This is a genomic window from Fangia hongkongensis FSC776 = DSM 21703, from assembly GCF_000379445.1.
Classification (GTDB): domain Bacteria; phylum Pseudomonadota; class Gammaproteobacteria; order Francisellales; family Francisellaceae; genus Fangia; species Fangia hongkongensis.
The window spans coordinates 1-15,814 of record NZ_KB902255.1 but is presented as its reverse complement, the minus strand read 5'-3'; the positions used below and the strand labels follow the sequence as shown (position 1 = coordinate 15,814).

The following is a 15,814-nucleotide window of genomic DNA, read 5'->3' as shown; positions in this document are numbered from 1 at the left end:
TATCAACTAAACACATGAATCTGCATCTAAACCAATCGACACACAAACACTCTTATCTGACAATGGATCTGTGTGCGTCACCCTTTTTGCTAATATGGTTGCACCACTTTGATAACTCGCGCGTGTCATATTTGGCTCATATTTGATTGCAGCGACTTGTTCAACTTGTTTATTTAGCTCTGGATAATACTTACTCTGTTTAATCAATTGCACTTGCTGCTTTTTGGCAACTGGGTCATTTTGTAGCTTAATGGTGGTTTCAATTGGCGAGGCAACCGCTTGGTATAAACCAAGACCATTATAGAAATATTCAGATTTACTGTAATAACCCGATGTCTGGTTGTTATTAACTTCACACACTCCAGCTGTTTTGTGACACAATCCATGATTGATTTGTAAAAGAAGCTTTAAGCCCATCTCTTGCTGCTCACTTACACTGAATTGCCCTTTATCTCCTTGAGGCTCAGGAATAACATAGCTTTCGATCACTTGTGCATTTGATGGGCTATCCACTGTGTAATCAACCACTGATACCGCAACATTGCTATTCACCTGATATTTACCAGAAGGCAATTTCACAGCACTGAATTTCACCGTGTAGCCTTTATTTTGACTGTTATTCAAACCAGCCGGTGCTTTATCAAAGTAAATCGCAAATGCTGCCTGTTCAATCTCATCACTTGAAAGTGTCTTGCCTGTTTCATCATAGCTTGACATGGAGCTCAAAGTTGTCGCTTTAATCACCCGCCCTTTATTATCATAGCGGTAGGTGGTTTTATTATAATAACCGTTATCAGTATCAGCTGTGGCAAAATTACTACCACCATCTTTGACCATCGAGATTTGCTCAATTAGCTTGCCTGCACGGTTATAGCTATTCTTGGCAACCAAACGAAGTGTGCTTTGAATCCAGTTTAAGCTAATTGACTCTGGCAACGTGTCAGTAATTAAGCCACCATCTTTACCGGAGCTGTTATCATACGACTCTAAAAGCGCACCTTGACTGTTATAGATATTCGCTTGGATATTACCAAGTGCATCACGGCTTAACTGCCACATATAGCCGCTTTGTGTTCCATAGTAGTTATGCATACTAAGTGCATTAACCGTATCATTATCTCCAACAACATAGCTTGTTGTCTCAACCACCCTTCCCATAGCATCATAGCTCTGACGGGAAACTTGCAAACGATTCTCTTTAATACCTTTATCGAGTACCGAGAAATTAAGCTCTTTATTAGAGATGACGATATCAGGATTGATTTGATCATCTTTTGTCAAAATAGCTGCATCGCCTGAAAGACTCCATAAAAGTGCACCTGTATGGCTATTATAAACAGAGACAGAAGCGATATTCGGCATCATCTGTTTATTTAAGCTCCCTGTCATATATACCCCTTTTGCCGGGCTTAAATAAGAGAGATGTTTCATCGTTATCTCAGGTTCACCATAATTTTGTGCTAATTTGGCATTCATCCCTTTATTGTTTGCTGTCAGCGCTTTAGTAATACTATAAGTGGGTAAACCCGAGGAGTATGGCGTAGTACCATAGGCAAGCTTAAGCGGATTTGCTGACCAATCAGTAATCGACTCTTTTAATGCTGAATAGCTGGTCGCTCCCTGAGCCTGATAATAAGAAGTTGTACTGGTGATTTTTGGCATCGAAAAAATCTCTTCTTCACCCGCTTCAGATGGCTTAACGGCAACGTTAAATAACTCAAGGTTATTTTCACTTTTATGTTTATAGCCATCAGCTGTCGTTACCACCACTTCTTTTGGATAAATTGCAAATAGCTTCTGAGAATTAATCTCATCGTAGTAACTTGTTGTTGTTACCGTGCCATTAGGCGCTTTACTGTAGGTTACAGAGCCTGCATCATTGTATTTCTTCTCCGTTGTCACTGAAGTAGTACGCACGGTATTACCATTAATATCTTTGCTATAACTCGTCGCTTCAGTGAATTTTGGCAGCTGATAGGTTGCACTATTGTCCCTGATTTCGCTACAGTTCTGAGAGACACCATAAACTGGCGTGTCACAATAACTCAAATTCGTTTCAATGACCTTATCACCTGTTCCTGTGCTTAAAAGCTTAGAAACCATTAATCCTTTGTGGTTATAAGTCTCACGTGTAATTACCGTACTGCCATCTGCAGCAATCGATTTTGTTTGTGTTACATATTCATAACCATTAGCATTATTGTTAAACAGCGCATCTGCTGCCTCTGGTTTGGTATTAAGGACATATTTTGGATAGCCTGTATAATTATTACCGGTGTAATTACCATCACTTTGAAACACATCCCCATAGGCATACTCTGTAACAACCGCTTGCTCATCTGGCGTACGTGGTAGCCTTTTAAGCTTTGTTACCACCGGCATAGAAGTCTCTTTTGTATTATCAGATAGCCTAGCTTTAATTGTGCCGTAACTGATCTCAGTTTTTGCTGTCAATGCATTTGTAACACTAGTAATCAGTCCCGTATTGCTATCATGTCCATATACCGTACGATATAAATCACCATAGGTTTGTTTGTTATAAGTTACCGCCGTAAGCTCATTGTTCTCATATTCAAGATCCGTCACAAAGGATAGACCGTTACCAATCTCGGATGTGACTGTACGAGGACTAGCACCATTTGAAAGCTTAATACTAGAGACCTGCTGTAAAATGCCTGCTTGATTTGGCACCCAAGCTGTTATGGAAGCAAGACGATAACTTTCATTATATTGAAAAGTTAACCGTGCACCACTGTCATATTCAATCTTATCGATTAGGCCTTTGGTATTAAAATACTCTTTATGGTCAGGGTATAATAAATAAGAGCCCTTAATGACTGGCTTACCACTTGTGGTGTTATAGTAGAACTCAACATCTTGCAGCTTATGATATTTAAACTTTTGCTTAGTATAGCCACTTCCGCTGTTTAACACGCCATCGACAATTAACTGCTGCCCTGTTGATGACATTATTGTGTTATTCTTTATATTATAACTTGGCAGTGCTAACTGAAAGTGATTAGCAAGTCTGTAACCACTGTCAGGTACAATTGTTTGAGAATAAGAAGCCATTAGCGTGAAATCTGGCGAGCGCCCGAGCATGCTAAGCCCACCGAGTGGCACACTCAAGCTAAGCGTTCCAGTACGTGAGTTCACCCCAATTGACTGATACTGATACGCCGCACTTACCGCTTTTCCTGCATCGCTATCGGATATTCTAACTGCACTTGCACTCACTTCATTTGAAGATGATTTATCCATTCCTTTTTCTTGAGAGTTGCCACTTTCAGCATAAGCACCCAGCACAACACTCATTAATATTATTGATGCAATAATTTTCTTTTGATACATCCCAACTCCTAGATATTTATTTCCAATATTTATTTTAAGAAGATTAATTTATGACAGTAAAAGGCGTGTATTACTTAACAAGTTACTACTGAATAAGATCCAGATGCGCCATTAGTAACTCCAAGGGCTCCACTTGGAATACATGCACTCCAACTTTGATCACGATCATCTCTTTGTTCAGTAGGAAACTGAATTCCCCCCCAATGAATAGATAGAGAAAGCGGTTTTCCATCAAAGGAGAAAGCGTTACCCCATGCATCATATCCAGCAATATTAACTGAATCTGAATATACTCTTGGCTGTATGCTTTTAAACCACACCCACCATAAACCACCAGTACCCCAACCTGCCCACATCGAAGCTTGAAAATGCAAAGATTGATATTCTTTATTTTTCTCATTCATATCAAAAACATAAAAAGCACCATATAATCCACCTTCCTGATGGAAGTTATGTCCATAATAGGTATGACCACTTGCATGAGTATTTGGCGCCCCTAAGCTTTTAAAATATCCATAGTCATTAACAATATAAGGAGAAGTTAATTGATAGTTTATATTCCCAGTTGCTCCGGCCCTGTCAGGCTGGCCAGTTATTACTATTCTTTTTTCAGTAGGTTGAGCATTTGCTGCTAAGTCTAGAATAAAGGGAGGAGGAAGAAGGCCACCACGATTAATATATAGATTATTCTGATACCACTTTGTAACCTCGGTAGTATCTAGTATCGTGAAGCTCGCTGTATCAGACCTTTCCATCCCACTGCCATTTTGTGATGCTGGAATCGTTACCGTTAACTTTGCATCCCCCTGATTACGAGGATCATAGTTAACCTTCACATATAAGATTTTTTGTGTAGGCGCGTTCGAATCACTTGCTAGCAACTGTGTCATCCTAGCATTTAAGTTCTCCTGTAATTGTGATAGCAAGCCCTGTTGGGATGAAGTTCTCTTTCCTGGCAAGAAGGCGTTTTCTGTATCTAAACTAGTTCGAAATGATATTTTACCCTGTTTACCTTCATTATCCTTACATTGAGGTGGAAAATAATCTTTTCCCTCAGATGTGGCTTTAGCAATAGCCTCATAACTTACTCCCGTACAAATTACATTGCCGTCTTTATAGCTAAATTGCAAGTTGTTTAACTGAGCCTCAGTCCCTGACCAAAATCTTTGGCCATCTCTTCCTGAACTTGTCAGTGAAAAAGCTAATTGCTGTTGACCATTATTATATACAGTGGAAAGCTTAGAGTTTTCTAACTCAATAGATAAATCATCCAAATCTGGAAGTGATGCACCTGCTGTTTTAATAACCCTTTTCGAAGTCTCGGGTGTTACATTTAAGTTTATACGGCTGCTTATCGGCATAACATCTGTGGATTTTAGCAACTGCAGATCATCTTTAGTTGTTGAAATTAGCTGGAAACTAACAAAGCTTTCTCCCAGAGGAAGAGATATAACCTTACCTCTAACTATATCTACCAAGGAAAAATGACTAATATTTATTTTCTCCCCACTTGCTGTAGTGCCAAGCAAAATAATTTTAGTACCCTTATTCTCTTGCAGTTGAAATATAGCTTTATCTTGCATAGATTTTGTAAAAACAACAGCAAGTTTATTTCCATCTACTACTTTTATCAGCATAGTTCTATCCCATGTACTTATAGCAGATAATGCTCCCTTTGAGCCCACTAACTGATTTTCTCCAGCATAAAGACTACCAACTGAGGCAACCCCTATCATCATTAGTGAAAGTATTTTATTTAGATTATTCATAATAACTATGTCCCCATTTTGGTTATTTTGCTTTATCAAGTTGATTATATATTGACAACAAAGTGCCTAAAATACTTAAACTACGTATGCCGTATAAATTCTTAAATAATTATACTTACCTAAACAATCAGCTAAAAAAATAAAGTGAGCTCAAGTCAAGTGTGCAATATAGAGAAAGCATCAACAACTACAGGTAATTTAAGTCTAAAAAAATTAACGTTTAATAAAATCACTGATACATTTATTTTTAAGCAAAAGAAAGTCTATCGTTTGAGCATTGCTTGCAGCAATTCATCTATGAAAATAGAGAGTATTTTTGCAACAGAAAATCATCCGTTCTACGTGAAGAATAAAGGCTTTACTCAATTGAGTTTTCTCACTTCTGAAGATAAATTAGTCAGCCTGACAGGTCACAGCATAGCAAAAAATATGAGCCGCCATAGAATTGAGGATGTCTATGATTTAACCGTAAAGGACAGCCATACTTTTTTTGTGGGGAAACAAGGCACTTGGGTACATAATAGCAAGGATCCTAGCACAAGCCTCATGGAAGTGCTTGGTTATAGTGGAGATCCAACTAGAGAAAGTCAACATCTCCCTTTTGCTACTGCAGCTGAGTATCTTGGTGAAGGCTCCAAGGGTCTGAGAACGCTCACTCAAGTATCTAGAGGAGATCAAATAGCAATCGATTCAATGCAGCCTAATCATAGAGAGATAACAAATAAGAAGATAGAAGATGCCATAGCTGCAAGAAATGCACGTATAGCAGCTAGAAAGGCACGTATAGCAGCATTTATGAAAAATGCAGCTTATAATATAGCTTATACAGCTAGCAAGCCTTTAAAAATGGCTACATTTCTACATGTTGGAGGCATGGTGGTAATTGGAGCTGGAATAGGATTAATCTACGCCAGTGGCGATAGTAGCAGAAGATTAATTAATAAAGAGGTTGAGAAGCACGGCTTACCTTATTTTCTTCTCAATATCCTACTCTGGGAAAAGGAGCTCTTTGGTAGTGATCAAAATACAGGAGAGCCAAATGAAGCTAACGTTTAACAGAGTTACAGCTACATATACTTATAATCGCAGCAAAATTTATCAAATGCTTATTGACGATGAGAAGTTTCATTGTACCGGAAATCACCCTTTTTATACATACCATCATAAACAGTTCATACCTGCAGGTCAATTGCATGAAGGCGAGAAACTTATACAACTAGAAGCAAAGCTCGCAACATTGCAAAAAAGCACGCAAATACAGCAAAACACACAAGTCCACGATATAACCGTTAACGATACACATACCTTTTTGTGGGAAAACAAGGCACTTGGGTACATAATTCTAGTGGTAGGTATGGGAATGAATCTGAAAATCCAATAAGTAAGCTTCTAAAAAAACACATATCAAGTCAAGTAACAGAGGACACCCCCTCCTATAATTACACTCTATCAAATGTTCGAGAGATAACATTGATAGGAATAGACCTTCCTAAAGAAAAATTGGAGTCAAAAACAGCTATTATATCTTCAACGCTTCAGATATCTCAGACTGCTATGAAGAAATTTGAATTTGAATTAAAATATGTTGAAAAAGTCAACTTAGATCCTACCGGAGGTGCAAAGAAAAGCGCTAGTGGTCTAAGGAATATAAATCCAGAAGGTTATGTAGACACAATAACATATCAAGCAACACTTACTATAGATTCTAACTCCAAAGCACCATCCTTATTACGCAAATTACCTTTTTCTCCTTTCCGCTATTCACTTAAGTGGGAGAAAATACCCCCCCACCACTACCACTAATCACTTTAGGTAGCGGGTTCAAACAAATTTAGCTGGTAAACTTAACACTACCAGTATTAGTAAAACCAACAGGCCACCGGTTTAATTTGGTGAAACATCTAATTGCAACGTATCAAAATGCCCTGTTTTCACTGACATACCTGCATCTCCCACTTTCCCATCGCCAAAATCACATTCATAGGTCATGGCATTTGCAAAGTTAACAAATGGGTAGTCGGTATCGCGCTTAGTCAAATAATTAGGAAAGTCATTGATACTTACAGGTTGGGAACATTGCTGATTCACCTGCATTTGAAATGCTGGGGATGCGCCACATGCTTGTGCTTTATGCATCTTATCCGGTTCATGGAAATCTGTACTGACCAAGCAATAGCTATGCGAGCCAATATCAACAAGGTTATCTTTGTTGCAGTAGCTTTTTGAGTTGAAGTTACAGGCTAAGTTTTGGTAGTTATAAACTGCCTGATTTTGATTTAAAAACTGCACAGATAGTTTAGCATCAGCATAGGCTTGCTGATTATCAAAATTTATACTATAAATGGAATTTTCTTTGGAAAATGGCGGATCAAGCTTATGGTTAACTATCGTGTTATTTAGCTCTAAAATACCAATGACATAATCCTGTCCTGCATAGCCCAAAAAGTAATCTTTTCCATTGATAGTAACTGGCGTTTGATTATTTCCAGGAATATTATTTGGTTTATTTGATATCTCTTGCAAATCTTGCCAAATAAGCGTAATGCGGTTGTAATAAGCAAGCAAGCTTGGTAGTTGCTGCGAGCCTTTATGGTAAAAATACTCATTTGCAGCAACTTCTTGGCAACTATCCGGCGGTATAGTTTTCGCAGTTTCTAGCCACACAATGGTATTTTGAGAATCTAAAGCACTGTGTGGATATTTATTACATACTTTTAATGTGACCTGAGAAACTTTAACAGTTGGCGGCTCTTTTGCGCTAGGCCCAATTGGGCCTTCAGGTGTTAAACCATAGTTTGTATAACTTTGATTATTTGCATTTGAATAATGCTGAATAGATAGTACTAGGACGGGACAACTGCCATTAGTCGACAACGGTGCAATTTTTCCAGTTGGTTTAATGGGCAAATCATATTGGCAATACACATTAGAATTTATAGCAGAGCGTAAAGTGAGATGAATAAGCTCACTTTGAATTGGAATGGTTACAGGTCCTGTATGCTCTGTTACTCCCACAGTGTTTGTAGTTTTACCATTTAACACTGTAGAGTAGGACACTTTAAGTGGATTATTAGCTTGTGGCTGAAAGCTGTAAATGCTAAAAACTGCATCAGCATAAAGAGAGCTTCCTACACTCACCCCCACAAGCAAAATAAGTAAATTTCGCATCATTACCTTTATCCCCATATGAAGCCTATATTAGCCAATAGTATACAACATAGACACTGTTTAAAACTATCAGCCCTTCACTCTATGAGTGTGAGAGAAATACCATAGATCTTTAGTCTCAAATTTAAAACTAAAAAATTAAGAAATTGAATAAAGGAGTGTATTCCTCTACACAGGCAATGCTAGATTTAAGGTATTATTTTGGAAATTAATATTAGGCTCACCTTTAAAGCCTGAACTTAGTAGCGTATTATCTTCCTCGGAAGGATCAATGTTGCTAAGGTCGCTGTAACCGACTTGTAACTTAGCGCCACTTTGCAAGATAACTTGAAGCACTCCAGTTGTAGTCGCACTATAGCTGCCACTTGAATCTGCTGTTAATTGAGCACCGTTTAAATTAACCGATTGTATTTTCTCTCCAGCAGCAACTGAAATAGAAATGTTGTACTTTGGAACTTGGTTGATACTGGCATCTAATCGCAGACACCCTGGATCAATATCATTAGGAGAGGATGATTGACTATAAGCACAGTAGGCAATATTCGGCACCTTCGAAATAGTACTATCTTGTATGCTCTGAGTGACTAGTGTTCCATCTGGAAGAATAATGTGAGCTACTTCTTTATTATCACCAATGAAAGAATCAAAACTACCTCGACCTAATGCTGGATAATTTTGAGCACCAGCATCATTGCCCAGTTTAATGCCCGAATATGCATCTGTTTTCAATACAAGTGCATCTGAAACCATTGGATTGGTATCATAGTTCTGCCCAAGTTTATAAGCTACAACACCCATATAGTGTTGATCAGCAAGATTTTTTGCAACAGGCTCATCTGAAAACTCAAAATACGCACCTCCCAGCAAACTCATCTTATTTGCCGATTGTAAAATAATACGCCATAATAAATCATATCCCCATTTGTTAGCAAAATCGCCCCAATCATAAGTACTATATTTTCCCCATTCAGAAATAAAAAGAGGTAATTTAATGTTATCATTGATACTGTTGTATACTTGCAAGAAGTTTTTAAAGTCACCAAAATCCAATTTATTTGCACTTATTCCACGGTAGGTATTGACGGAGTAAAAATCAATATAGCTTGACTCTGGTGTTGTTGAGGTATTTTTAAATACATCCCAGTAGTTCTGCCAGTTCTCCTTAGTATTGTAATGGTCTTGATTGGTGGAAGTGACAAGAATAGCTGGATCAAAGGCTTTAATGACTCTAGCAAGATAGCGTTCGACCTTTGCTGCATCCTGCTTACCATTATCTGCCTCAGTTTCATTACCCACTGCCCACGCAAGGATAGCTGGGTTAGCTGCATATTTTGCCAGTGAAAGCTGCATTAGTGCACCCCATGGCTGCCCATTTTTACCCTTAACTTTATCTGTCATAGCTTCCCAACTCAATAACTTTCCAGATAAAGGACTTTTAGAAAATGTCTGCTGATCTGCCTCCGATGGAGCTGGCATAATCACATAAATACCATACTTATGAGCAAGGTTTAAAAAATCAGTCATGTTTCTGACAAGCGGGTCAATATGATAAATTCGTATGGTATTGATACCCATTGCCTGCATAACACTTAAATCGCGATTCCACATCTTCTCCAGTAGTGCATTTCGCTCTACAGCTCCATCAAGTGCAGTATTATTAAGATATTGATGCATTTCTCCTGTCATATCAGTATCAAAACAATAGCTTTGATTTGATTGCCCATAAGGGCCTCCTTGCAGTGGTGAGCAAATTTGACCACCACCTTGCTTGTTGAAGCTAGCCAAATAAACAGGTTCATTATCCGCCGTCACTGGATCCCCCTTCCCTGTATAAACTTGGCCTACAGGTGTTGGCTCATAGTCCATCCCACGAATAAAAAATGGAATATACTTTTCGCTGTCACCTTGCTTATCTTTACCCCAAACATAAATTTGTTTTTGCCCTGTAGCTGGATTGATTTGAATTTTAGGAGGATGAGCAGGTTTGGCAAGTGCACTTGAAGGGTTCTCATCCTTCTCGGAAGTTAAATCTGCACGAACGACACCCCAATGAAGTGCATAGACATTCTCAGCAATTGAACCATTATTAGAGTAGGTTTTACCATTTTGTTTAAAGGAAAGCGGAATGTAACCTACAGGCTGATATTTTAACGTCATAAATAAAAGTCGAAACTGCGTAAAGCTCTGACTATCGAACATCGGCACAACGACATGAAGAGCCTTTGGAGCATAGTCAAGTGTGATTTTTGTATTTGCTTGCGCTCCTAAACCAAAGACATTTTTCCAGCTTTTTTCATTAGTACAATCATCGCTGCAACCTTGAAGTGTATATGTTATGGTTTTATTTCCAATAGTCCAGTCTTCATCTTTAGGCAAACCACTAGGCAACTCAACTTTGATGCTAAAGTTTTTGACAATATGATTGATATCCTGTATCGGCGGGTCATCCGCAACAGTGGCTTTGGCTGCAAAGCCATAACTGCATAAACTTGTAACAAGCATTACGCTTGATATTATTTTAATTTTTTTCATTGAAGTTTTCTCCTAATAACAGTTAGAGATTATATCTGAAATCTTTTCCAGTATAAAAAACAACCTAAAGTAGTAAATACTTAAATTAGGTAGATTAACTTGGCTAGTCTTAATTGACAGAGCTCACTGTAACAAATTGGCCTACATCAATATCTATAAGCAATTATAAATCACAGGCCATATTTGTATATTTTTAGCTCAATATTTCATATACTTTGAAAAGAAGTCATATTTAACATGAAAAAATAGATGAGAGAGATATCAGCCAACAACTTACAAAGATTGATGCGATTCGAGCTATCACAACAAAGAAAATTTCTATCTATTGGAAGCCCACTTAACGAGTTTGGAATTGAGTTATCTTCGATTACTTATTTCAACCTTCAAGAGAAAGGAATAATTTCTCTTAAGAATTCCGAACATGATACAAAGCTGTCATGGGATACTGAGCTATACCAACATTTCTCCTTTTTTAGCTCTTTGAACTCACTACCCCCTTATTCTTTTTTCCGTGACCGAGCAGATGATCAATTCATGTTACAACGTCTAGGAGAGGAAGATAAACCAAGCTATGTTGGGCTAATCATTATTAAAAAATCCCATACACATATAAAAATGTACGGCTTTTCCAGCACTAAAATTGACTATGCCAGACTGTCTTTTCTCATCCCTACACTTGAAACATTTATCATTCACTTAGAAAGTGAGTACCAAGATTATTTAGCTACACTTGAAAGCAAAATGATTGAAGATCCATTTTTTACAGTATTAATAGATCAACTGGAACACACAGCTAATGATTTCAACCAAAACATTGCCAAATTTGGCTTAAAGCTCACAAATATGGAACTAAAATGTTTATATTACCGATTATCACAGGGACTATCTTCTAAAGAAATTGCTACAAAGCTGATGATTTCTCCAGCTACTGTTAATACGCATATTACCAATATTAATCAACGCCTCAATCTTACCCCTGCACAGTTATATCAACTGCTAGACAATCATACTTACAATCCCGCATTTACAAAGCTGGTGTAGCTCTTTTCTGTTTTAATGATCAACTGATGGCACCGAGTTTTTTAATAATACAATTTGAATATCAATATCATTCTTATTATCTTTTTCTCTATATCCCCATGTTTTCTTAGTTGGCCAATTATCATTATTGATCGCCATTATTTTCAACTCACAATCATCTCCAACACTTATTTCTAAAGGACAGTTTCCTCGCTCTAGCCTAAAGCTTTGAGAAAAAAGAAGGCCATCCACCCCCTTTAGACGCTTAATTTTGTTCTCTATTTGAGAAATTGGCATTTTTTCACCCTCAATACCCAATGCCTCAATAGACTGTTGCAAATTAACCTCTATTTCTCCTGATTGATAAGGAGTTAAAGTAACATTTCCATGCACTGATAGCTTTTCCACATTACCATTAGATCCATTATCACCAGAGCCTCCCCCGCCACAGCCTGCCAGCACAGCTGATAATAATGCCACCACGAATAAATTTTTATATTTTTTCACAAAAACCTCTTTTAATTTACACTGTAGTTTTACTTTTGATAAGAATATAACTGAATGAAAAACAATCAACATACGTAAGTTAAGTATAAATTGTTAATAAGCTGAAAATAGTCTTTAAGGCAATGTGATTTTCTACATTAATGGAAGCACTCATGCATATGACCTGCCTAAAAATCTGTTATTTTTGCATCGGCTAAATACTAAAAGGCTAATATTATGAGAATTTTAAATGAGTGAAGATATATTCCCTGCAAAGAGCATAAAATATGCTTTTACACGTCAAGTTTAAACTCTCATCACTATCAATAATACGCTTTTTATATATTTGATAAGCAATTGGGTCAAGAAATTCTCTGATATTAGCTTCGGTAACATCTCCTTTGGCAACTGCTTGCACTCCAACTAAGTCATCTCGAGAGTTAGGCCTAAACTCAGAACGAAGCACCTTGAAACCTGTGTGCTCCCAATCCCTAGATACATGAAGTTTTCCCATTATGATTACGACACCTTGATCACCTAAAAGTTCATAAGTTTTTTGAATGTTTGGTTTTTCTGGAAAGTGTTCATATAGAATAAACCTGTACTTTCTAGCGCCAAAACCTATTGAATCAGCATCACCTGTAAAAGTAGCTTTCATCATTGGGTTAGAATCTACACTGTCAAAATATTTTACTGGGTGGTCATTAGTAATACAAGGCCTACCCCCACAAGCAACCACCAAATTATTTTTCACATCCATTTCATAGTTACTGTTATGCACCCAAACCCCTGACTTTCCAACAAAAAAAGTATGGCTATCCTTGACTGTGAGATCATACACTTTCTCACTTTTTTGCGTTGCACTAACCTTCAATTTATTTGCAAGTTTATTATCCTTAAGCTCAAAGATACGATCCGTTTTCTCAAGTCTATCAGCACGAATAAACTTGCCTTTATTTACAACATAAAACGGATGGTTGGCCGTGCAATGAACCTTCTCCCCCCCCTCATTTTCAACGGCATAAATTGCCTTATGATCATAAGTAAATACTTTTTCTACCGTGTTAAATGTTAATTTCAGCATGCAATATAATACTTTAAAAGGTGGATGTGCAAAAATCATACCAAAATAAGGATGAAATAGTCATACATAAACTACGTATCACTAAATAAAAACCACTTAATCACGCATATTGTTTGAGGTGCTTTCCAGATGAGAAAAAAGGGCAAGGGAAATATCAAATAAAAAATAGGCTAATGCATTTAAGAAAAAAGAAGTTGTTATGGATAAAAATTAGAATCCAGAAGCTGTTTTATTGAAAAAGGACACTCATTTGGGAAAATCTCTTCTTTAAGCCCAGTCTCTTCAACAGCCATTAGAACAGATATTGAGTATAGATCGTCAATTAGCCCATCTACCTTATAGCGCAAACTAGGCATTTGTTTAAATAAAGAATACATTACTTTTGATAAATGAGCAATAATTCAGCAATTTTCATTGAGCCGTGCTGCTGACTGAGTCCACTCAGATACTAACCATCGCTATCGCTATCCAAAAAATCACTTAAGCTTTCTTCAATCATGTTACCCCTTTCTCTTTGATGCTCTTTCCAGAGTGAAGCCTCATCATAATCCTTCCTCTTTATCTGTGCATCATTTTGGATAAAAAGTTTTTGTATCTCAGCAATATTTTGATGTGTAACAGGACTGTCAAACTTGATATGGACATGATCGTGCTGTTGATCAAATGTATCATTATGTAACCTTAAGTGATCTTCATGATGATTATGTATTACGCTCATATTACTTCTTTCTTTGATGGGAATAATCCACGAGCTACGGGTATAGACGGTTAAAATATCTGGTGAATTTTTCTTCACTACCATCGTCTCATCAATACCTGATTTTTTATGGATGTATAAATGATCTTTATCAAATCTTATTGTATTTTGATCAGCAATTAATCCATCAATATCCATATTATTTAGCCAACACTCGTTATGAACCCATAAACCTTGTCTTCCAATAAAATAGGTATGGAAGTTCTCTACTTCTATATTATAAACCGTATCTTTTGCATCCTGCCTATGCACAGAAGAAGCTGAAATACTAAGGCACGCTATAGAATAATGGCTTCCACACTTTGCCATAAACTGCACAGGAGAAAATCCAAGGTGGTGATAATAAAATAAGTGCTGAGGTGTTGACATGATTATATCTTCATCGAAATTCAAACTCATTAGCGTATCAGTTGTGTTCTTAAAGCACTTTTTTACTTTTTGAAATGCATACATAAAAGCTATCTTATGTTGAAATAATTAAATAACTATAACAGAAACATGCGCAACACAATCTACCCACATTAGGTATTTATAACATACAAATTTTACCTATTATTAAAACAACTTTACAATATATTAAGTTATATGCAAATTTCCTTCCAACCAGTTAACGATCTATATCAACATACAGAGCAATCCGTCATGGTGAGTGAATACAAGCATAATACCAAAATCACCCACACATATCACCACCCCTTCTATTACCATGGCGCGGGGTTCATGAAAGCTGGAGAAACCAACCTAGTTGGTGTAAATTTTAGCATAAGACATAGGCATCTTACAGCTCATAATATTACACAGTCAAACGAACCGGAAAGAGTATATAATTTATCTGTAAAAAATACGCACACCTACTTTTTATCTAGGCTAGGAGTCTGGGTGCACAATGGATGTCAGGAAATGCAGCCTCTGGCAAGAACCCCAAGCAACGACTCAGATAGTGGATTTTCCCCTCCAGACGGATATGGAAAGAAGCCCAGCTTTTTTAGAAGGTTCCGCGACCTACTCCCCCGTAGAAAAGGAGACTTTCCACAAAAATTAGCCGAACAAAATCTGATAGACTATGCCCAGCTATTACAAACTTCATCAAATTACAGTGCCGATAGCTACCAAACTACGCGCTTGATCGCTGGAAGTGAAGTTTATGGCGGTGTTCCTGGACAAACTGAATTTTACACTAATAAGCCCCTTAAATTTATTGAGTCCCATTGGTGAAGTCTACAGGTTCAACCCCATTCAACGCTAGGGTATCGCGTAAAAGTTCAAAGATATGTACTACAATCGGATATTGATGTTGCTTACGGCTCTGTTCTAGCCAACCCGGCATATGGTCGAGGTGGTGGCGTACAATATATTATTCCTAACTTTAAGGATGTTTGGAGTGGTTACACTTTTACGGACAGCTAATTACGTAGTAACCTGTTAAAAAAGTTAGGACTGTCCAATGAACAAACAACCATACGACACATACACAGAAGAGTTTAAGAAATCATCAGTTGATTTAGCCTTAGAGAATGATCAACCTTATGCACAAACAGCCAGAGAGTTGGGCGTGAAGCCAAGTACTTTTTATACCTGGATTGAGCGTTACTCACCAAGTAAAGAAGGCGGCTCAGATAATATGGAAGGCGAGCTTAAAAAGCTACG

Annotated in this window: 14 protein-coding genes; 6 read left to right on the top strand and 8 right to left on the bottom strand. The window is 37.4% G+C overall.

The window, feature by feature from the left end; translation table 11 throughout:
* Window positions 1-6: 6 nt before the first annotated feature.
* Window positions 7-3,351: an RHS repeat domain-containing protein gene (locus A37Q_RS0107695; protein WP_018299703.1), complete on the bottom strand. Its 3,345-nt coding sequence runs from the start codon at window positions 3,349-3,351 to the stop codon at window positions 7-9.
* Between the two features lie 74 nt (window positions 3,352-3,425).
* Entirely contained in the window at window positions 3,426-5,120 is a 1,695-nt protein-coding gene (locus tag A37Q_RS0107690) for a hypothetical protein (protein ID WP_018299702.1), read from the bottom strand.
* Between the two features lie 144 nt (window positions 5,121-5,264).
* Here A37Q_RS0107690 and A37Q_RS0107685 point away from each other — a divergent pair, with 144 nt between their 5' ends.
* From A37Q_RS0107685 to A37Q_RS0107675, 3 genes are all read left to right on the top strand, one after another.
* Window positions 5,265-6,176 carry a polymorphic toxin-type HINT domain-containing protein gene (locus A37Q_RS0107685; protein WP_083907015.1) on the top strand — a complete coding sequence of 304 codons (912 nt, stop codon included), beginning with the start codon at window positions 5,265-5,267 and terminating at the stop codon, window positions 6,174-6,176.
* Window positions 6,160-6,501 (top strand): polymorphic toxin-type HINT domain-containing protein, encoded by a 342-nt coding sequence (locus A37Q_RS0107680; RefSeq protein ID WP_018299700.1) that lies wholly within the window; start codon window positions 6,160-6,162, stop codon window positions 6,499-6,501. The genes A37Q_RS0107685 and A37Q_RS0107680 overlap by 17 nt, the downstream gene beginning before the upstream one ends.
* A gap of 89 nt (window positions 6,502-6,590) precedes the next feature.
* Window positions 6,591-6,923, top strand: a complete 333-nt coding sequence (locus tag A37Q_RS0107675) for a hypothetical protein (RefSeq protein WP_018299699.1) — start codon at window positions 6,591-6,593, stop codon at window positions 6,921-6,923.
* Between the two features lie 81 nt (window positions 6,924-7,004).
* Here A37Q_RS0107675 and A37Q_RS0107670 read toward each other — a convergent pair whose 3' ends face one another.
* Together A37Q_RS0107670 and A37Q_RS0107665 are read right to left on the bottom strand one after the other, a co-directional pair.
* Window positions 7,005-8,291, bottom strand: coding sequence for a hypothetical protein (locus A37Q_RS0107670; RefSeq protein ID WP_018299698.1), 1,287 nt, complete (start codon window positions 8,289-8,291; stop codon window positions 7,005-7,007).
* 165 nt (window positions 8,292-8,456) lie between these two features.
* On the bottom strand, window positions 8,457-10,820 hold the full coding sequence (locus A37Q_RS0107665) for a glycoside hydrolase family 2 TIM barrel-domain containing protein (protein WP_018299697.1): 2,364 nt from the start codon (window positions 10,818-10,820) through the stop codon (window positions 8,457-8,459).
* 249 nt (window positions 10,821-11,069) lie between these two features.
* On the opposite strand from A37Q_RS0107665, the gene A37Q_RS0107660 reads away from it, so the two are divergent.
* On the top strand, window positions 11,070-11,861 hold the full coding sequence (locus tag A37Q_RS0107660; RefSeq protein WP_018299696.1) for a helix-turn-helix transcriptional regulator: 792 nt from the start codon (window positions 11,070-11,072) through the stop codon (window positions 11,859-11,861).
* A 12-nt stretch (window positions 11,862-11,873) separates the two neighbouring features.
* On the opposite strand, the gene A37Q_RS0107655 is transcribed toward A37Q_RS0107660, so the two are convergent.
* From A37Q_RS0107655 to A37Q_RS0107640, 4 genes are all read right to left on the bottom strand, one after another.
* Entirely contained in the window at window positions 11,874-12,347 is a 474-nt protein-coding gene (locus A37Q_RS0107655) for a hypothetical protein (protein ID WP_018299695.1), read from the bottom strand.
* Window positions 12,348-12,561: 214 nt separating this feature from the next.
* Window positions 12,562-13,410: a polymorphic toxin-type HINT domain-containing protein gene (locus A37Q_RS0107650; protein ID WP_169710257.1), complete on the bottom strand. Its 849-nt coding sequence runs from the start codon at window positions 13,408-13,410 to the stop codon at window positions 12,562-12,564.
* Between the two features lie 197 nt (window positions 13,411-13,607).
* Entirely contained in the window at window positions 13,608-13,787 is a 180-nt protein-coding gene (locus A37Q_RS16600) for a DUF29 family protein (RefSeq protein WP_018299693.1), read from the bottom strand.
* Between the two features lie 71 nt (window positions 13,788-13,858).
* Window positions 13,859-14,536 (bottom strand): hypothetical protein, encoded by a 678-nt coding sequence (locus A37Q_RS0107640; protein WP_169710253.1) that lies wholly within the window; start codon window positions 14,534-14,536, stop codon window positions 13,859-13,861.
* 216 nt (window positions 14,537-14,752) lie between these two features.
* Between A37Q_RS0107640 and A37Q_RS0107635 the strand changes: the two genes are divergently transcribed.
* Window positions 14,753-15,382: a polymorphic toxin-type HINT domain-containing protein gene (locus A37Q_RS0107635; RefSeq protein ID WP_083907014.1), complete on the top strand. Its 630-nt coding sequence runs from the start codon at window positions 14,753-14,755 to the stop codon at window positions 15,380-15,382.
* A 229-nt stretch (window positions 15,383-15,611) separates the two neighbouring features.
* The coding region (locus A37Q_RS0107630; protein ID WP_018299690.1) for a transposase at window positions 15,612-15,814 on the top strand (203 nt) is incomplete at its 3' end.